Source organism: Aliidiomarina soli, from assembly GCF_003986975.1.
GTDB classification, from domain to species: domain Bacteria; phylum Pseudomonadota; class Gammaproteobacteria; order Enterobacterales; family Alteromonadaceae; genus Aliidiomarina; species Aliidiomarina soli.
This window is the reverse complement of sequence record NZ_PIPO01000001.1, coordinates 693,199-711,936: the sequence shown is the minus strand read 5'-3', so window position 1 is coordinate 711,936 and position 18,738 is coordinate 693,199. Positions and strand designations below refer to the sequence as shown.

The window sequence follows — 18,738 nt, the reverse complement described above, 5'->3', positions numbered from 1 at the left end:
CTAGCTTACGTGGATAATGGCATCCGGGCAAAGGTTGCGTTGCGCTAAGGCCCTGCTTTAGGTATAGTTTCTGCCACGTTATAGCCTTACCGACAAACAATGCATGTGGCACTTGGTAGGTGTCACCACTGTGAAAGGAACTATCATGCCTGTAATTACACTTCCTGATGGCAGTCAACGCGAGTTTGACCGCCCTGTTTCCGTGTTAGATATTGCGCTGGACATTGGTCCCGGCCTGGCCAAAGCAACCGTTGCTGGTCGCGTGAATGGTGAACTGGTTGACGCCAGTGATCCCATAGAAACCGATGCAAAAGTCGAAATTATCACTCCAAAAAATAGCGAAGGCATCGAGATAATTCGCCATTCGTGTGCGCATTTACTTGGCCATGCCATTAAGCAGCTGTGGCCAGACACCAAAATGGCCATCGGCCCGACCATCGATAACGGCTTTTATTACGATGTCGATATCGACCGGCCATTGAGCCAGGACGATTTGCAGGCACTGGAAAAGCGCATGCAGGAACTGGCTAAGACTGACTATGACGTGGTCAAAAAGAAAGTCAGCTGGGCTGAGGCGCGGGAAGTGTTTGTTGAGCGCAGTGAACCGTACAAAGTTGAAATCCTGGATGACAATATCAGTAAAGATGATCGTCCGGGGCTGTATCACCACGAAGAATATGTCGATATGTGCCGCGGTCCGCACGTGCCGAATATGCGTTTTTGCAGGCATTTTAAAGTCATGAAAGTGGCCGGTGCCTACTGGCGCGGTGATTCTGATAACAAGATGCTGCAGCGTATTTATGGTACCGCCTGGGCCGACAAAAAAGAGCTCAAGGCTTACCTGCAACGTCTGGAAGAAGCAGAAAAACGCGATCATCGTAAAATCGGCAAGATCCAGAATCTGTTCCATTGGCAGGAAGAAGCGCCGGGAATGGTGTTCTGGCACCACAATGGCTGGACTATTTTCCAGGAGCTGGAAAAGTTCATTCGCGAAAAACTACGTGAATACGATTACGATGAAGTAAAAGGCCCATTCATGATGGACCGGGTGCTGTGGGAGAAATCAGGGCACTGGGAGAAGTTCTCCGAGCTGATGTTCACCACTCATTCTGAATCGCGCGATTATGCCATCAAGCCGATGAACTGCCCGGGGCATGTTCAGATCTTTAACCAGGGTCTGAAGTCGTACCGTGACCTGCCATTGCGTATGGCCGAGTTTGGCTGCTGTCACCGCAATGAACCTTCAGGCGCGTTGCATGGTTTGATGCGTGTGCGCGGGTTTACCCAGGATGACGCCCATATTTTCTGTACTGAAGAACAAATTCAGGAAGAAGTCGCTGGCTGTATTCGCATGGTTTACGAGACGTACCAGGCATTCGGTTTTGATCGTATTGACGTCAAGCTGTCAACGCGGCCGGAGAAACGGCTGGGTGATGATGCCATGTGGGACCGCTCTGAAGCGGCGCTGGCAGAAGCACTGAAAAGCCACGACATCGAATTTGAATACCTGCCAGGCGAGGGCGCTTTCTATGGTCCTAAAATTGAGTTCACCTTGTTTGATTGCCTCGGCCGGCACTGGCAGTGTGGCACCATTCAGCTAGACTTTGCCTTGCCTGAGCGTTTAGGCGCAACCTATGTGGGCGAAGACAATGAGCGCCATACGCCGGTGATGATTCACCGTGCAATTCTGGGCTCGCTGGAACGTTTCATGGGTATTTTGATTGAAGAATATGCTGGTTTCTTCCCGACCTGGTTATCGCCGAGACAGGCAGTGGTGATGAATATCACCGATAAACAGGCCGATTATGTCAATGAAGTGGTCGCAGATATGAAAAAACAAGGATTTCGCGTGACCGCCGACTTGAGAAATGAGAAGATAGGCTTTAAAATTCGCGAGCATACTTTACAGCGTGTTCCCTACCTCATTGTCGTTGGTGACAAAGAGGTCGAAAACGGCGAATTAGCCGTCCGTACGCGCAAAGGTGACGACTTAGGAACATTCAGCGTGGCTGAGTTTACCGAGCACCTGCGTCAGGAAGTGGATACACGCAACTTATAATTCTGTTTGGAGGAATACACAATTAAAGGCGGAAAAAGAGGCCAAAAGGTCGATAAAACCCGAATTAATGATGACATCACTGCTGCTGAGATCCGTTTAATCGATCTGGAAGGCGAGCAGGCTGGCATCGTAAGTTTGAATGAAGCACTAGACGCTGCAGCAGAAGCGGGGGTAGACCTCGTCGAGATCAGTCCTAATGCAGAGCCGCCAGTGTGTCGAGTAATGGATTACGGTAAGTTCCTTTACGAAAAAAGTAAGGAACAAAAGGAAGCGAAGAAAAAGCAAAAACAGATCCAGGTTAAGGAAGTTAAATTCCGGCCTGGAACTGATGAAGGCGATTACCAGGTAAAACTGCGCAACCTGCGTCGCTTTCTTGAGGGTGGTGACAAAACTAAAGTCACTATACGTTTCCGTGGCCGGGAAATGGCACATCAGGAACTGGGTACTGAGCTGTTGGAACGGGTCAAAAAAGACCTCGAAGACATTGCTTTGTGCGAGTTCTTCCCTCGCCGGGCCGAAGGTCGCCAGATGATTATGGTGCTGGCACCTAACAAGAAGTGATTGAGGTCTTCAAGTAAGCGCAGCTGTTTACAGCTGCGTTTCACCCTGTCACACATTTAACTGTTACCCCGTTAATGGGGATTACAATGCGGAGTTTTAGCAATGCCTAAAATGAAATCGGTAAAAAGTGCAACTAAGCGCTTTAAGAAAACTGCTTCAGGCGGTTACAAGTGCAAGCAGTCTCACCTGCGTCACATCCTGACCAAAAAGAGCTCTAAGCGTAAGCGTCATCTGCGTGCCAAGTCGATGGTACACCAGAATGATAAAGCCCTAGTTGATCGTATGTTGCCGTACGCGTAAGCGTACGAAAGAGGAGAGATAAAGCATGGCACGAGTAAAACGTGGTGTGGTCGCGCGTGCGCGTCACAAGAAAATACTGAAGCAAGCGAAAGGTTATTATGGTGCACGTAGTCGTGTTTTCCGTGTAGCGAAACAGGCTGTCACGAAAGCAGGTCAATACGCATACCGTGACCGTCGTGTGAAGAAACGTACGTTCCGTCAACTGTGGATCGTTCGTATCAACGCTGCGGCGCGTCAAAGTGGTTTGTCTTACAGCCGTTTTATCAACGGTCTGAAGAAAGCTTCTGTTGAGATCGATCGCAAGATTCTGGCTGACATCGCGGTTCACGATCAGAAAGGCTTTGCCGCTCTGGTTGAGAAAGCAAAAGAAGGTCTGGCGTAAGCTAGTCACTCTCGCGAGTAAGTAAGAATAGAGAAAGGGAGCCAGTGGCTCCCTTTTTTGTGCCTGTTTGCTGACAATTTTCACAAGCATGCCCATTTACACCTGCATTTCGTACTGACATTCAGGTATCATGAGCACTTTATTTTTCACGTGAATCAATGCATTGGCTGCGGTGCAGAGCCCGTTCTCAGGTGCTAGTCGCCAGCCCAGTGCAACTCAAACCCTGGTTGAGGAAAATCATGGATTTAAACGAGATACTGACGCAGGCGAAAGCGGCGGTTGCAGCCGCCAGTACGCCCGCAGAACTAGATGACGTTCGGGTCAACTACATGGGTAAAAAAGGCCTGTTAACCGAACAGCTAAAGCAGCTGGGCAAGCTTTCTGCTGAAGAACGTCCCCAGGCTGGCCAGGCGATCAACCAGGCAAAACAAGAGCTGCAGCAGATCCTGAATGCGCGTAATGACGAGCTTAAGCAGGCGGAAATGAACCAGAAGCTGGCCGCTGAGCGCATTGATGTCACCTTAGCAGGGCGCCGTGCTAACCGCGGTGGTATGCACCCGGTTACACGCACCATTCAGCGCATTGAAGACTACTTCGGCCAGTTAGGCTTTAGTGTCAAAGTTGGGCCTGAAGTTGAAGACGACTTCCATAACTTTGATGCCCTGAATATTCCGGCGCAACACCCTGCGCGGGCTGATCATGACACCTTTTATTTTACCCCGGCAACCATGCTGCGGACGCAGACCTCGGGTGTGCAGATCCGCACCATGGAAACTGAGCAACCGCCGCTACGAATCATATCGCCGGGCCGGGTCTATCGAAATGACTATGATCAGACCCATACCCCGATGTTCCATCAGGTTGAAGGCCTGATGGTTGACACCGATGTCAGCTTTACCGAGCTTAAAGGTATTTTGCACGATTTTCTGCATCACTTTTTTGAAGAAGATCTGGAGATCCGTTTCCGTCCGTCGTACTTCCCGTTTACTGAGCCGTCGGCTGAAGTGGACGTGCGCCGCGCCGGTGGTGACTGGCTGGAAGTACTGGGCTGTGGCATGGTTCACCCCAATGTATTAAAAGCAGTTGGCATTGATAGTGAAAAATACACCGGCTTTGCCTTTGGCATGGGCGTTGAGCGCCTGACCATGCTGCGCTATGGCGTCAATGACCTGCGTGCATTTTTTGAAAATGATCTTCGTTTCCTCGAGCAGTTTAAATAAGGACCAGAGCCAATGAAATTCAGTGAACAATGGCTACGTGAATGGGTCAGCCCGGATTTAACCAGTAACCAGCTGGCTGAGCAGCTTAGTATGGCCGGTCTGGAAGTAGACGCCGTGGAACCGGTTGCCGCCGCCTTTGATCAGGTCGTGGTGGGCGAGGTTGTTGAATGTGGTCCACACCCGGATGCCGACAAGTTGCAGGTGACCAAAGTAAACGTCGGTGGCGACGAGCTGCTTGATATTGTCTGCGGTGCGCCGAACTGCCGTCAGGGTTTGAAAGTGGTCGTGGCCACCGTGGGTGCGACACTGCCCGGTGATTTTAAGATCAAGAAAGCCAAACTGCGCGGCGCGCCGTCACACGGCATGCTTTGCTCCAGTAAAGAACTCGGTCTTGATGACGAGCATGCGGGTATCATTGAGCTACCGGCTGATGCGCCTGTGGGCGAAGACTATCGTCAGTGGCTTGGTCTTGATGATTCCATGCTGGATGTCGATTTAACCCCAAACCGTGCCGATTGCCTTGGTATCAAAGGCATTGCCCGTGAAGTAGGGGTGCTAAATAACCTCGACGTGCAGGAGCTGGCAGTCAGCCCGGTCGCCCCGACCATTGACGACACGCTACAGATCACCTTGCAGGCACCGCAAGCCTGCCCGCGCTATCTTGGCCGTGTGGTGCGTGGTATTGACGTGACCAAGCCAACACCGTTGTGGATGAAAGAGCGTTTGCGCCGCAGTGGTGTGCGCTCAATTGATGCCGTGGTCGATATTACCAACTATGTCTTACTGGAGCTTGGCCACCCGATGCACGCGTTTGATTTAGCGACGTTAGAGGGTGATATTCAGGTACGCATGGCGAACACGGATGAGTCGCTGACGTTGCTGGATGGGCAAACAGTTAGTTTACAGGACGACGTACTGGTGATCGCCGATGAGAAAAAAGCACTGGCGATGGCGGGTATTTTCGGTGGTGAACAAAGCGGTGTGACTGCAGCGTCCAGCGATATATTCCTTGAAAGTGCCTTCTTTGCACCGACTGCGATTATGGGCCGTGCGCGCCGCTTTGGTTTACATACCGATGCCTCGCATCGCTATGAACGTGGCGTTGACCCGGAATTACAGCGTACTGCCATGGAGCGCGCGACTGAGCTGTTGCTCGAGATCTGCGGTGGTCAGGCTGGCCCTGTTGTCGAAGCCGTTTCAGCCGAACATCTGCCCAAGGCTGCTGAGGTGTCATTGCGCCGCGAGCGTTTGGCCGCGGTGCTAGGTATTTCGGTTGCGGATACTCAGGTCACCGAAATCATGCAACGGCTTGGTTTTAAAGTGACAGCAAATGAGGCTGGCTGGCAGGTTGAAGTGCCGACCTATCGCTTTGATATCGCGATTGAGGAAGATTTGATTGAAGAAGTAGCGCGGGTGTATGGCTACAACAACATTCCGTCGGTGGCACCTAAAGCCGCGCTGAAAATGTCCCGTCGTAACGAGGCTGAACTAAGTTTGCGTGACGCCCAGCGTAGTTTGCAGGCGTTGGGTTACCAGGAAGCTATCACCTATAGCTTTGTTGACCCGAAACATCAGGCGGCATTATTCCCTGAACAGGCCACACTGACCTTGCCTCATCCGATTTCGGTGGAGATGTCATCGATGCGGTTGAGCTTATGGCCGGGCTTATTAAGTGCAGTCGGCTATAACCAGAAGCGACAGCAGGCCAGTGTGCGCATGTTTGAGTCGGGACTCAGTTTTGTCCCTGACACAACAGCTGAAAACGGTGTCCGTCAGCAGTCGATGATTGCTGGTGTGATTGCCGGTAGCGTGCAAGGCGAGCATTGGGCCGATGGTGAGCAGGCGGTTGACTTCTATGATATCAAAGGCCATGTTGAGAACCTGTTGCGGCTGACAGCGCATGCCGCTGATTTCCGCTTTGTCGCCAGTCAACACAGTGCGTTGCACCCAGGGCAGAGCGCCGCTATTTACTTAGGTGAGCGTTTAGTGGGTTATGTCGGAGCAGTTCATCCGCAGTTCAGCAAAACCTTTGGTTTAAAAGGCCGCGTGTTTGCCTTTGAATTGCAACTGGACGCAATTCTGCAACGGACATTGCCCAAAGCAAGCAAGATTTCACGCTATCCATCGATTCGCCGCGACCTGGCTTTACTCGTTGATGAGCAGGTTGCAGCAGGGGAAATCCTTGTTGTTATTGAGAAATTTGGCGAAAGTCGTTTAGTTGACCTAAACTTATTTGACGTTTATCAGGGTGAGAATACGCCTGCAGGTAAAAAGAGCCTGGCGATTTCCATGGTTTTGCAGGATGTTGAACGAACCCTTGAAGAAAACGAAGTGAACGAGTTTGTTAATGGCGTTGTCGAATTGCTGAAAAACGAATTCGACGCGGTACTAAGGGATGGCTAATATGGCACTGACGAAGGCTGAAATTGCAGAACACCTGTCTGAAAAGGTTGGACTGAGCAAAAAAGACGCCAAGGACATGGTGGAACTGTTTTTTGAAGAGGTTCGGGCTGCACTGGAAAGCGGAGAGCAGGTTAAGTTATCAGGTTTTGGTAACTTTGAGCTACGTGATAAAGCGGAGCGACCGGGGCGAAATCCAAAAACTGGTGAAGACATTCCAATTTCAGCCCGTCGTGTTGTTACCTTCAGGCCCGGTCAAAAGCTAAAAGTCCGGGTCGAAGACGCGAAGATCTGAGACAAGTCCGAGACTGTCTGAAACGAAAAAAGCACGCCATAATTGGCGTGCTTTTTTGTGACTCTACCGAGCGTGCTCAGCGCTATGTATTAGCGAAAAAACAAGTTGCTGAATGGGTTCAACAAGCGGCTAATACCTGAGGTGAAATGGAGTGGAGCATCCATTACCGCTAAAATCAGGCAATCTTCGTCGTTGGTATGCGGTGTATGCTTATGGGTGCCGTCGAGTAGCAGTAAATCGCCATCTGAATATTGACCGTACTCGTCAGAAAAAGTCCCATTAATGACTACCTGCAGTTCGCTACCACGGTGGGTATGCTCAGGTACGCTGCAATGCTGACCCATGTAGATAAGGTTAGCGACTTCTTCAGTACCCAGAGAAAGCGATGCCCGCCACATATTGCCGATCATCTTATTCCATGGGCCAATACGGGCTTGTTGACGAGCCAGCGAGCGGGGCAGTTTAAAGCGCTTACCTTCCAGTGAAATCATACCATCATGGTTGGTTTCAGCGGTGAGGGGGCGCTGCTCAGTAGCGCTCTCGGAACTGAATATTGCATCCAACATCAGCTGCATATCACTGTCACCAAGTTGGGCAGAGTTCTGAAACACTTCTGCGCTCAGTTCAGCCTCGATAGCACGACAATGGCGCTGACAATGTGGACACATATCAACATGGGTCGCAACAACCAGGGCCGACGCGGAGTTAAGGTCACCGGCTACGTAGTTGCGCAATAAATTTTGGGCTGGGTGTGATTTAATCATTCGGTAATCAACTCTTTTAGTTTACGTAATGCGAGTCGAGTCCGTGATTTAACGGTACCCAGAGGAATTCCAAGTGAATCGGACACTTCCTGTTGTGACTTGCCTTCCACATAAATCTTTTCGATGACAACGCGTTGCGCATCAGGCAGCTTGGCGTAGTAGCCGCTAATTTCCTGCATCAAAATACCATGGTCGAGGGCATAGTCGTCACCCAGCGAGTCCGAGGTTTCTGCCAATACTGGCCATAACTCGTCGGCACTGATTTCGTCGCGGCGATGTTTGTTCTTACGCAGGATGTCGAAGCGAATGTTACGCGCTATGGTAAAAATCCAGGTAGCAGGGGCGCCTTTGTCGGCGTTGAATAAGTGCGCTTTATGCCAGACATTGGTCATCGTTTCCTGAACCAGATCGGCAGCAATTTGTTCGTTGCCAAACTGGCGTGAGCCATAGGCAAGTAATTTAGGCGCAAAATGGCGAAATAGTTCACTAAAGGAACGACGACACCGATCACCGGCTACTGTCGCCAGCAACCTTGTCAGGTGCTCTGCTTCGTCCGGCTTGGTCGTTTTCATAACGGTACGGGGCGCATCTCTGTTTGGTTGTAACTGCATATCGTTTCAGCCTGTTCGCTACTCACTAAGGAGTTTAATGCCACTAGTTATTACTAACCATTACGTGCGTATAGATGTAAACAGATCACTCTACCAGCGAACGAATGAATTCTTTCACAGGTTGGGTATTGTGGCTCGCTAAAAGTTCCTGTTTCTTTTGCGGCTCCAATGGAAGAATCTCCAGCCAACGTTGACATATCCAGGGTTCATCGTCGAGCTTTTTTTCCGGGTAAAGCTCTGCCAGCTCAGGGTAGGCTTCAAATACTTCCTGTAAGCGCTGACGTAACAGAATGTCCTCATCGCTTAATTCTGTTGCCTGCCATTCTTCGCGCAGCGTGACATCGGCGGTGCGCAAACCATCTTTGGCGGTGTCGATGTGTCCGACTTCGAACAGTTGCTCGCCAGCCACGGTGATCCCCAACATGCCGTCGGGCAGTGATTCAAAGTCGATGATATTGACCAGAGTACCAATTGGCAGTATGTGTGAATTGTTGTCACTGCGGCCTTTTGGATTAAGCATGCAGACGCCGAACCCTTTCTGTTCGGACAGGGCCTCTTTTATCATTCGAATGTAACGCTGCTCGAAAATTCGTAATTGTAATCTGCCACCGGGAAGCACGTGCGACGTCAGTGGAAACAGAGCTATCGATGTTGGCTTAAATGGTGTCATAGTATACTTCTAACGTTTATGAACCTGATGACCATATTTTACGCACCAAGTTTAAAGATGGATCTCAAATAAAGCGCGATCCATTTAATTAAAACACACGTATTTTTCGAACAATCATAGAATAATGAGGATGAGTCTAGTGATCAAAGTGGGCATCAGCTCCTGTTTAGTTGGCGAAAAGGTACGTTACGACGGTGGCCATAAACGATCGGATTTTTGTGATGTCGAGTTGCGACGTCACCTTCAACTGGTTCCTTACTGCCCAGAAGTGGGCATTGGCCTGGGTGTTCCGCGACCGACTATACGTTTGCAGGGTGACAGTGACGCCCCCGATGCGGTGATTGTAAAAACGGCTGAGTCGGTGACTGAGCGGCTGGCCGATTTTGCGAACAACCGGGAGCGTCAGTTTGAGCAACTAAGTGGCTATATTCTTTGCGCAAAGTCGCCAAGCTGTGGCATGGAACGCGTCCGGGTATATAAAGAAGGAAGTAATGAGAATACCCGCGATGGAATGGGGATCTTCGCGCGCCGTGTGCAGCAGATGTTTCCCGCTATGCCTTTGGAAGAAGACGGACGCCTGAATGACCCGCTGCTGCGGGAGAATTTTATTCTTCGGGTGTATGTGTATTCTGCCTGGCAGCAATTACCACGACCACTAACAGCGTCGGTACTGCAACGCTTTCATGCGCAGCAGAAATTCACTTTGCTCGCTCACAACCAGCCTGTGTATCGCGAACTTGGGCGTAAGCTGGCGGAGCAACGGAGTTTTGATGAGGACTTTACTACCTGGTATATCGAGACCTTAATGGATGCCTTGTCAAAACCCGCATCGCGGAAGAACCACACCAACGTTTTACAACATATCCAGGGCTTTTTCAGCGACCAGATGGACGCCGATGAGCGACAGGATTTGACCGAAGTGATACTGGGTTACAATAGTGGACAGCTGCCGCTGGTGGCCCCGCTGACTTTAATTAATCACTATCTGCGTAAGCACCCGGATACGTACCTGCAAGAGCAAAGTTACCTCCATCCGTACCCGGATGACCTCAAATTACGCTACGGGTTGTAAGCCATGACTGGATTAGTTTGGTTCCGCCAGGATTTACGCCTGGACGACAATGACGCCTTGCTACAAGCCATGCAAAATCACCGCAAAGTGGTCGCTGTGGTGGCGTTAACTGAGGCTCAATGGAGCGACCATGAATGGGCACCGATTAAGCGTGACCTCTACCAACGGCAACTGAATTTTCTCGGTGAGGCACTTGCTGAGCTGGGAATCGAACTGCGGGTAGTGCAGTGCGATTATTACCGCGAACTACCGCGCCTGTTATTGCAACTGGCAAACGAGGTTCAGGTTTCGGCGTTGTATGCCAATCGTGACTATGCGTTGGATGAACGCCGACGTGATGCTGCCGTGGATGCCTGGTTTGAACTGCATGACCTGCAATGCCACTGGTTTGACAGTAACTTGCTGGTGCGGCCGCTGGAGGTTAAGCCGCAAACATCCGGATACTACAAGAAATTTACGCCGTTTTTCAAATCATGGTGTGCGCGCCTGGCCGAGCTGGGCATAGCAGAATCCAGTAAGCGAACGCTTGCCGGTTATAAGGGAAAGGCCGAGGCGCTGAATTTTACGCCTATAGAGCTCGACGGAGAGAAAAGGGATGCCAGCCAATGGGCCCGGACCGAGCGTGATGCGGGCGGCCAGCTACAGGGTTTTATTGAAGAGCAGGTGGCAGATTATCAACGCAAACGCGACGTACCCGCCGACGATGCGACCTCGCGATTGTCGCCCCTGTGGGAAGTGGGCGTGTTGTCACCGCGTGCCGCCGCCCGGGCGCTGCAGGCACTCAGCCCTGAATTTCCTTATGGCTTGGACGAGGGTGCGAAAACCTGGCTTAGTGAGCTGGCCTGGCGTGAGTTTTATCAGCATCTGATGTTTCACGTGCCAGCGTTGAGTATGGGCAAGGCGTTTCAGGCGTATACTGAAGAATTCCCCTGGCGATATGATAAAGCGGATTTTGCTCGCTGGTGTGAAGGGCGTACCGGATACCCGATTGTGGATGCGGGCATGCGACAGCTGCAGACGGAAGGTTGGATGCATAATCGTGTCCGCATGATAGTGGCAAATTTTCTGGTCAAAGATCTGCATATAGACTGGCGCTGGGGCGAGCGCTTCTTTATGCAGCATCTGGTTGACGGTAGCTTTGCGGCGAATAATGGTGGCTGGCAGTGGAGTGCGTCGACGGGGACCGACGCGGTTCCGTATTTTCGGGTGTTTAATCCGACCCGACAAAGTGAACAAGTTGATCCGCAAGGTCTCTATATTCGTAAATGGGTTAGTGAACTAAATAATGTGCCTGCGAAGTATATTCATACCCCGCATGATTATTTGCGAGCCAAGGGTTCAACTGACTACCCGCAACCTATGGTTGATCACAAAGTAGCCAGAGAAACATTTATTAGCACCTTTAAAGGATTAAAAACGGCGGTCAACAAATGAGGTTTACACAATGAAACACGATGAACTGCTAGACCAGCTTAAAGAATTCTACGCTGAGATGGAGAAAGGTAAACTGCAGTCGCTGGGTGATTTTTATCATCAGGAAGTAACCTTTGAAGATCCGGTGCAACAGGTTTTAGGACTCGAAGACCTAAAGTCCTACCTGGAACATAGCATTGAGAATGTCGACTACTGTCACTTTACCTTTGACGATGAACTGGTCAATGAGAAGGGTGGTTTTCTGACCTGGCAAATGCGCTTTGCCCATCCAAAAATCCGCGATGGAGCGGAAATTGTGGTGCCCGGCGTGACCCAACTGAAATTCGATGACGACAACGGCCTGATCCGTGAACATCACGATTACTATGACATGGGGGCGCTGGTCTATGAGCATATCCCTGTCGTCGGCTGGCTGACCAACAAGGTCAAAGACCGGATGAAAACCTCATGAACATTCTTATTACTGGCGCGACCTCCGGCATTGGCGAGCAGGTTGCGCGTGACTACGCAGCGGCAGGGCATCAGGTCTGGGTCTGTGGCCGTAACCAAGAAAAGCTTGCGCAACTGGCTGCGCTTGGCGATGTGCACCCGCTGCAGTTCGATGTGACCGATACAAAACAATGTCAACAGCACCTTGGTGATCTGCAGGGGCTGGACCTAGTGATTTTGAGTGCGGGTGTGTGTGAATACATCGACGATGCTCAGCATTTCGAGGTTGAGCTGGTAGAGCGCGTATTCCAGGCCAATTTCTTTGGCATGGTCAACTGTGCCCAAAGCCTGTTACCAAACTTGAGTAAGGGCAGTAAATTAGTCTTTATTGATAGCATGAGCCGACTATTGCCATTTACCCGTGCGCAAGCCTATGGCGCCAGTAAAGCAGCGACTTTTTACTTCGCCAAAAGTCTCGGTGTCGACTTAAAGCCAAAAGGCATCGAAGTGGTCACGGTGTCGCCGGGCTTTGTCAAAACCCCGATGACCGATGCCAATGATTTCGCGATGCCAATGCGGGTTACTGTGGCCCAGGCGTCTGCCGCATTGCGCAGTCAGTTGGCAAAGGGCCGCAGAACTATTTACTTCCCCCGTGTATTCGGCTGGATACTGCGCTTTATGCATAAATTACCTACCGCCATGCAGCTCTGGCTTGCACAGCGAATGAAAGATTAACTCGAGGTTCACCTGAACCTTATCTGAGCATCATTTGAGGAATAAACGAACGATGAAAATCGCCGTAGTCGGCAGTGGAATTGCCGGGCTGACCAGTGCCTATCTGTTGAGTAAGCGTCATGACGTGGATGTATTTGAGGCCAACGATTATATCGGTGGGCACACGGCCACGGTCGATGTTGATGGCCACGCCATTGATACCGGATTTATTGTTTTCAATGACCGCACCTACCCGAAGTTCCGTTACTTGATGCGTACCCTGGGCGTTGAGTGGCGCGATACCGAAATGAGCTTCAGCGTACATAACCCGACCACGGGACTTGAATACAACGGGCACACATTGGCCACCATGTTTGCGCAAAAACGCAATCTGCTGCGCCCCTCGTTTTATCGCATGCTGTGGGATATTGTGCGCTTTAATAAGGCAGCTAAGCAGGCGTTGGCCACGCTTGGTGAGGATGCGGATCAGCGTACCCTGGACGAGTTTGTTAACAGTCTCAGAGTAGGCACGCTGTTCAAAGAGAACTACCTGTATCCGATGTGCGCAGCGATCTGGTCAGCCAGCTTACGCGATGCGGCACAGTTCCCGCTCGGTTTTTTCCTGCGCTTTTTTATGAATCATGGCCTGCTTAATGTGACCGACCGGCCGCAATGGGCGACCATTTGTGGTGGTTCACGAGCGTACATTGAACCTATGACGGCGTCATTCAAAGAGCGTATTTACCTGAATACCCCCGTACGCTCAATCGCCCGCGATGGACAGGGTGTGCTGTTGACCACCGACGATGGCGAAGCACGGCGCTACGATGAAGTGATTCTGGCCTGCCACAGTGATCAGGCCCTTAAACTGTTAGCTGATGCCAGTGACGATGAAAAACACGTACTTGGAGCGATAGGTTATCAGGCCAACGAGGTCGTACTGCATACCGACACTAGCCTGTTACCGCAGCGCAAAGCAGCCTGGGCGAGTTGGAACTACTGGCTTCCGCAAGGTGATAAGCGGGAGCAGAAACTGAGTTCGGTCACCTACAACATGAACATTCTGCAGGGGCTGCAAAGTGATACCACCTATTGCGTGACGCTGAACAACAGCGAGCGAATTGATCCGGACACCATCCTGCGCCGTTTCCAGTATCATCATCCGGTTTATTCGCTGTCGTCGATGGCAGCGAGAGAACAGCGTCCGTTGATTTGTGGCAAACGCCATACCCACTTTGCCGGGGCGTACTGGTACAGCGGTTTTCATGAAGATGGTGTGCGAAGTGCGTTTGATGTGGCGGCGCGGTTTGATCTGGCACCAGAGGTTGAGAGCAACTAACTATGCACAGTGCAATTTATACCGGGCAGGTTCGTCACCGCCGTTTTCAGCCAACTCAGCACCAGTTTACTTACAAGCTGATGCAATGGTGGCTGGCGTTGGATGAACTTGAGGAAGCGGGGGCCCAGAGCAAGTGGCTCAGCACCTCAGCCAGCTTTGCGCCACTGCACTTCAAAGCGACTGATTATCTGCGCGACCAATGGCAGGGGGCGTCGAACTTAAGTGCTGCAGTGCTGAACAAGATGAATGCGCTGAATGAAGGTGAGCCGCTGCAGGGGCGTGTTTTCTTTCTCGGCAATATACGTTGTTGGGGGCTGTTTTTTAGTCCTCTCAACTGTTATTTCCTGCAGCAGTCGGATGGCCGCTTTAGCCATATGCTAGCGGAAGTTTCGAATACCCCCTGGAATCAGCGTCATTACTATTTGGTCGACCTGGCTCAGCAGGCACCGACTGAAAAGGCGTTCCATGTTTCCCCTTTCAACCCAATGAAAATGCAGTATCAATGGAAGATTAACCAACCCGGTGAACGTCAGTTTGTGCATATTGAAGCCCATCGTAGTGAGCGGGAATTCGATGCCACCATGGCATTAAAACGCCAGCCATTGAACCGAGTAGGCGTTCGCGACGTATTAAAGTCGTATCCGGTGATGAGCCTGAAGATTGTTGCAGGCATTTACTGGCAAGCATTGAAACTTTTCGTTAAACGGACCCCTTTGTATGGGCACCCGGGAAACGGCAAGCGTTAAAAGAATCCATTAAAAAAATTACGTGTTAATCAGGACGAAGTAATTATGGCAGAGCAACAACGAGCGATTGGTGCCCCTTTAGAGGCCCGGGGTATAGAGAAGTGGAGCCGCGAGATTGCCTTGCGCGCGTTCGCCCGGTTGAAATATGGCCATCTGATACTGACTGAGCAGGGCCACGTGGTGGGGGAGTTTGGTAATAAACAGGACCCGCTGCATGCCCGTATTGATGTGCAGAGCGCCCGCATGTATCGCCGCTTTTTACTGAACGGGGATATCGGCGCAGGCGAGTCGTATATTGACGGTGACTGGCAAACACCTGATCTGGTTGCAGTGATTCGCATTTTTGCCCGTAATCTGGATGCGATGGATGAGATAGCGAGCCGCTTTGGCTGGCTAACCTGGCCGTTGCAAAAGCTCGCGTTTATGTCGCGGCGCAATTCGAAGCGTAAAGCCAAAGAGAATATTCTGTCGCACTATGATCTAGGCAATGAGTTATACAGCCGTTTTCTCGATCCGCAAATGCAGTACTCCAGTGCAGTCTATCCAGACCAGGATACTTCGCTTGCGGAGGCTCAGAGTTATAAGCTGAAACGCCTTTGCGACATGCTCGACCTGCAGCCTGGCGATCATTTGCTGGAAATTGGCACTGGTTGGGGCGGGCTTGCTGTGTACGCGGCTAAACATTACGGCTGCAAAGTGACTTCTACCACTATTTCCGATGCACAACTGGCGTACGCGCAAACGCGTGTTAGTGCGGAAGGGTTAGATCAGCAGGTGACATTGCTCAACCAGGACTACCGTGACCTCGAAGGGACCTTCGATAAACTGGTCTCGGTGGAGATGATAGAAGCGGTCGGACAGCAATATCTGGCTGGATTCTTCCGCAAGTGCAGCCAGTTGCTGAAGCCCAGCGGCCGTATGGTGCTGCAGGCTATTACTATTGCCGATCAGCGTGCCGAGCGTTACAACCGCGATGTCGACTTTATTCAGCAGCATGTTTTTCCTGGCGGGTATTTACCATCGGTGGAGTTAATTGGCCGCCTGACCCGCAAGAAAACCGACATGGTTATTCGCCAGCTTGACGATATCGGTCTTGATTATGCACAGACGTTGAGTGACTGGCGTCAGGCGTTTAACCAGCATGCGAACGAACTTAGCGAGCTTGGTTACGATGAGCGCTTTACTCGTTTCTGGAATTATTACCTCTGTTATTGCGAAGGTGGCTTTAGTGAGCGCCGGGTCAGTGCAGTCCAGCTGCTTGCAACCAAGCCAGCTGATAAGGGGGCCTTACGAACAAAATTAGCAACGCACTAAAGCAATTAACCAGGCTGGTTCACTTCTTTCTGTTTGACCTGATCTGGTTCCTTGCCGTCTGGGGAAGGGAGCAATGGTTGTGGCTGACGATTGGGCTGGTCGTTGTACTCTATCTCAGTGCCTGGCGTTATTTATGGGCACGCAGGCGAACACTGGCCCTTTACATAGTACTCGGCCTGGCCGCGGAGTATCTGGTGGTGCAGGCGGGTATTATAAGTTTTACCGGCACTGACCACTTACCCTGGTGGCTGGTTGTACTTTGGTTTGGCTTTGCCGCTATGGCGATGGTGGTGTTCACCTGGTTGCGCGAACGCTACGTACTGGCCGCTATTGCAGGTCTGGTGTTTGGCCCTATTACCTATTTTGCCGGTGTTGGGCTGGGTGCAGCGCAGCTTGAAGTAGCCGCCTTCTGGGTTGGCGTTACGTATTCGCTGGTTTGGGCGTTATTGATGATGGTGCTGGTTTACCTACTGGCGCGGGATACTGACAAGGAGCAACGCTATGTTTAGAACGATTACAGGGCTGGTCGCATCACTTGGACTGGCTCTATGCACCTTAGCATTTACAACATCGACCGCCCACGCTGCCTGTCAGGCCGGGGTCGTTGAACCCTTGGAAAAAGTCGGTGAAACCCGGTTACGGGTTTATTTTTTCAAGGTGTACGACGCGGTCCTGTACACCGATAGCGGCAACTACCCGGAGGACCAGTCACTGGCGCTGGAGCTTAGCTACCTGCGTGACATTGAGGCCCGGCAGTTGGTGGATACAACACGTGATGAATGGCAGTCACTGGGCTATTCGGTAGGTCAGCGAGAAGAGGCCTGGCTCCAAACTCTATCCGAAATTTGGCCAGATGTAGCGGATGGTGACTGTCTGCTGGCGTATGCCGGTGAACAGCAAGGTGTTCGTTTTTACAACGCCGAGGGCGAGTTAGGAGGAATCGACGACGACGAGTTCAAACAGCGCTTTTTTGCGATTTGGCTCAGTGAAGATTCCAGCTTTCGTCGTAATCGTGATGAGTTAACAGGAGAACGATAATGACCGTGAAATCTATACTAATTGCCGTCGCTACTATGGCACTGCTAACCGCTTGTTCTGCCAGCATCGATGATTATCAGGGAGAGAGCCCGGAACTAAAACTGGAAACGTTTTTCAATGGTCCGCTGGTTGCCCATGGCATGGTCCAGAACCGTTCCGGTAAAGTCACGCAGCGCTTTACCGCGACCATGGAAGGCACCTGGGAGGGTAATGAAGGTGTGCTTGATGAGCAATTCTATTGGGACGACGGACGCGAGCAGGAACGGGTCTGGCGGCTGACCAAGGTCGGTGCAAATACCTACGAAGGACGCGCAGGGGATGTTGAGGGCACTGCCGTTGGCACTACTGCGGGAAATGCACTGAACTGGGTTTATAAGCTGCAAGTTGAAACGGGTGGCCGAACGCTGAATGTGACGCTGGATGACTGGATGTACTTATTGGACGAAGATCGGATGATAAACCGGACTAAGATGACCTATTTCGGTTTCCATGTTGGCGATATCACTTTATATATTGAACGGACCCAGCCATAATGGCTGAAGATTTTTGCGTGGCGGCCGATAGTAATAGGACGCAGCATTTCAATAAATAAAGAGGTAGGTCCATGGCAGGGGTATGTTTTACCTATAACAGTCGCCAGTTTCTGGGGCAAACCGTGTTTGTTAAACGCGGTGCGCATCAGGGAAAAATGGGCCAGGTCATCCGAGAGCTGGACGATGAACGTTACCAGGTATCGCTGGGCGACTTTGGTCAGGAAACCGTAGTTTTCGACCGCAGTGACTTTCTGGTCCATCGGTATCGTAAAATTAAGGTTCCGGTTTCACGTACCTAACGTCGACTGACCTGAGAACCTGAGAAAAACAAATAAAAAAGCTGAGCCTTATGCTCAGCTTTTTTGTTGCCTGATATCAGATCCACATCTTGGTAAAGATCCGAACCTAACGCACACCGCGTGGGAGGCGGGCAGTACCGTCTTGTTGTTCAAGACGCTGACGCCAGAGTTCTTTCGCGGTTAAGCCATCGCTTGAAGATGAACTCTTTTTGCTTTCAGTTTTCTTGCTAGCGGTTTTTGTCTTCGCCGCTGGTTTCTTCGCTTTACTGCTACTAGCCGCTTTTTTGGCTGCAGGTTTGCTTGCGGCTGGTTTGGCTGGCGTGGCTTTCTTGTTACCGGCCCCGCTTTTTAATTCCTGGGTCCACTCGTCGAGCTGGGCAAGACGCATGTTTTTTCCACCATCTACACTGTACCAGCCATTCGCTGCTTCCACGTCGGGCGCTTTGCCATTGGCTGCTTTGTAGGCTGCTGAAAATTCGTCGAGTACCGCTTCTTTGTCGAGATTGCTCATTCGGATTATCCTGTTGTGATACTATATGATTGCTATATCTATATTTT

At 51.1% G+C, this 18,738-nt stretch carries 22 protein-coding genes; 18 read left to right on the top strand and 4 right to left on the bottom strand.

What is annotated here, in order from left to right; translation table 11 throughout:
• The first annotated feature begins 145 nt into the window (after positions 1-145).
• The 7 genes from thrS (at position 146) to CWE14_RS03430 (ending at position 7,217) form a co-directional block, all read left to right on the top strand.
• Complete coding sequence (thrS, locus tag CWE14_RS03460) at positions 146-2,059, top strand: threonine--tRNA ligase (RefSeq protein ID WP_126798078.1); 1,914 nt, start codon at positions 146-148, stop codon at positions 2,057-2,059.
• Between the two features lie 6 nt (positions 2,060-2,065).
• Entirely contained in the window at positions 2,066-2,620 is a 555-nt protein-coding gene (infC, locus tag CWE14_RS03455; RefSeq protein WP_198675661.1) for a translation initiation factor IF-3, read from the top strand.
• Between the two features lie 102 nt (positions 2,621-2,722).
• Positions 2,723-2,920 (top strand): 50S ribosomal protein L35, encoded by a 198-nt coding sequence (rpmI, locus tag CWE14_RS03450; protein ID WP_126787778.1) that lies wholly within the window; start codon positions 2,723-2,725, stop codon positions 2,918-2,920.
• A gap of 25 nt (positions 2,921-2,945) precedes the next feature.
• Positions 2,946-3,302 (top strand): 50S ribosomal protein L20, encoded by a 357-nt coding sequence (gene rplT / locus CWE14_RS03445; RefSeq protein ID WP_126787779.1) that lies wholly within the window; start codon positions 2,946-2,948, stop codon positions 3,300-3,302.
• A gap of 239 nt (positions 3,303-3,541) precedes the next feature.
• The gene (gene pheS / locus CWE14_RS03440; protein ID WP_126787780.1) at positions 3,542-4,522 is read left to right on the top strand and encodes a phenylalanine--tRNA ligase subunit alpha; all 981 of its coding nucleotides are present in this window, start codon (positions 3,542-3,544) and stop codon (positions 4,520-4,522) included.
• A gap of 12 nt (positions 4,523-4,534) precedes the next feature.
• A complete protein-coding gene (gene pheT / locus CWE14_RS03435) occupies positions 4,535-6,925 on the top strand; it encodes a phenylalanine--tRNA ligase subunit beta (protein WP_126798077.1) in 2,391 nt (796 codons plus the stop codon).
• 1 nt (position 6,926) lies between these two features.
• Positions 6,927-7,217, top strand: coding sequence for an integration host factor subunit alpha (locus CWE14_RS03430; RefSeq protein WP_126787782.1), 291 nt, complete (start codon positions 6,927-6,929; stop codon positions 7,215-7,217).
• 89 nt (positions 7,218-7,306) lie between these two features.
• Here the strand turns inward: CWE14_RS03430 and CWE14_RS03425 are convergent, their stop codons facing one another.
• The 3 genes from CWE14_RS03425 to CWE14_RS03415 form a co-directional block, all read right to left on the bottom strand.
• A complete protein-coding gene (locus CWE14_RS03425) occupies positions 7,307-7,981 on the bottom strand; it encodes a ChrR family anti-sigma-E factor (protein WP_126798076.1) in 675 nt (224 codons plus the stop codon).
• Positions 7,978-8,592, bottom strand: a complete 615-nt coding sequence (locus CWE14_RS03420; protein WP_126798075.1) for a sigma-70 family RNA polymerase sigma factor — start codon at positions 8,590-8,592, stop codon at positions 7,978-7,980. The genes CWE14_RS03425 and CWE14_RS03420 overlap by 4 nt, the downstream gene beginning before the upstream one ends.
• 85 nt (positions 8,593-8,677) lie before the next feature.
• Positions 8,678-9,262, bottom strand: coding sequence for an LON peptidase substrate-binding domain-containing protein (locus CWE14_RS03415; protein WP_126798074.1), 585 nt, complete (start codon positions 9,260-9,262; stop codon positions 8,678-8,680).
• A 139-nt stretch (positions 9,263-9,401) separates the two neighbouring features.
• On the opposite strand from CWE14_RS03415, the gene CWE14_RS03410 reads away from it, so the two are divergent.
• From CWE14_RS03410 to CWE14_RS03360, 11 genes are all read left to right on the top strand, one after another.
• Positions 9,402-10,334, top strand: a complete 933-nt coding sequence (locus CWE14_RS03410; RefSeq protein ID WP_420837091.1) for a YbgA family protein — start codon at positions 9,402-9,404, stop codon at positions 10,332-10,334.
• Positions 10,335-10,337: 3 nt separating this feature from the next.
• Positions 10,338-11,768, top strand: a complete 1,431-nt coding sequence (locus CWE14_RS03405; protein WP_126798072.1) for a cryptochrome/photolyase family protein — start codon at positions 10,338-10,340, stop codon at positions 11,766-11,768.
• A 10-nt stretch (positions 11,769-11,778) separates the two neighbouring features.
• Positions 11,779-12,219 (top strand): nuclear transport factor 2 family protein, encoded by a 441-nt coding sequence (locus CWE14_RS03400; RefSeq protein ID WP_126798071.1) that lies wholly within the window; start codon positions 11,779-11,781, stop codon positions 12,217-12,219.
• Entirely contained in the window at positions 12,216-12,932 is a 717-nt protein-coding gene (locus CWE14_RS03395) for an SDR family NAD(P)-dependent oxidoreductase (RefSeq protein WP_126798070.1), read from the top strand. The genes CWE14_RS03400 and CWE14_RS03395 overlap by 4 nt, the downstream gene beginning before the upstream one ends.
• A 52-nt stretch (positions 12,933-12,984) precedes the next feature.
• Positions 12,985-14,250, top strand: coding sequence for an NAD(P)/FAD-dependent oxidoreductase (locus CWE14_RS03390; protein WP_126798069.1), 1,266 nt, complete (start codon positions 12,985-12,987; stop codon positions 14,248-14,250).
• Between the two features lie 2 nt (positions 14,251-14,252).
• Positions 14,253-14,996 carry a DUF1365 domain-containing protein gene (locus tag CWE14_RS03385; RefSeq protein WP_126798068.1) on the top strand — a complete coding sequence of 248 codons (744 nt, stop codon included), beginning with the start codon at positions 14,253-14,255 and terminating at the stop codon, positions 14,994-14,996.
• Between the two features lie 45 nt (positions 14,997-15,041).
• A complete protein-coding gene (locus CWE14_RS03380) occupies positions 15,042-16,310 on the top strand; it encodes an SAM-dependent methyltransferase (protein WP_126798067.1) in 1,269 nt (422 codons plus the stop codon).
• Positions 16,295-16,819 (top strand): DUF2878 domain-containing protein, encoded by a 525-nt coding sequence (locus CWE14_RS03375; RefSeq protein ID WP_126798066.1) that lies wholly within the window; start codon positions 16,295-16,297, stop codon positions 16,817-16,819. The genes CWE14_RS03380 and CWE14_RS03375 overlap by 16 nt, the downstream gene beginning before the upstream one ends.
• Positions 16,812-17,348, top strand: coding sequence for a chalcone isomerase family protein (locus CWE14_RS03370; RefSeq protein ID WP_126798065.1), 537 nt, complete (start codon positions 16,812-16,814; stop codon positions 17,346-17,348). Before CWE14_RS03375 ends, CWE14_RS03370 begins: the two co-directional genes overlap by 8 nt.
• Positions 17,348-17,881 carry a DUF3833 domain-containing protein gene (locus CWE14_RS03365; protein ID WP_126798064.1) on the top strand — a complete coding sequence of 178 codons (534 nt, stop codon included), beginning with the start codon at positions 17,348-17,350 and terminating at the stop codon, positions 17,879-17,881. Before CWE14_RS03370 ends, CWE14_RS03365 begins: the two co-directional genes overlap by 1 nt.
• Positions 17,882-17,952: 71 nt before the next feature.
• Positions 17,953-18,180: a DUF3912 family protein gene (locus CWE14_RS03360; RefSeq protein WP_126787796.1), complete on the top strand. Its 228-nt coding sequence runs from the start codon at positions 17,953-17,955 to the stop codon at positions 18,178-18,180.
• Between the two features lie 106 nt (positions 18,181-18,286).
• Here the strand turns inward: CWE14_RS03360 and CWE14_RS03355 are convergent, their stop codons facing one another.
• On the bottom strand, positions 18,287-18,691 hold the full coding sequence (locus tag CWE14_RS03355) for a hypothetical protein (RefSeq protein WP_126798063.1): 405 nt from the start codon (positions 18,689-18,691) through the stop codon (positions 18,287-18,289).
• Positions 18,692-18,738: the final 47 nt, after the last annotated feature.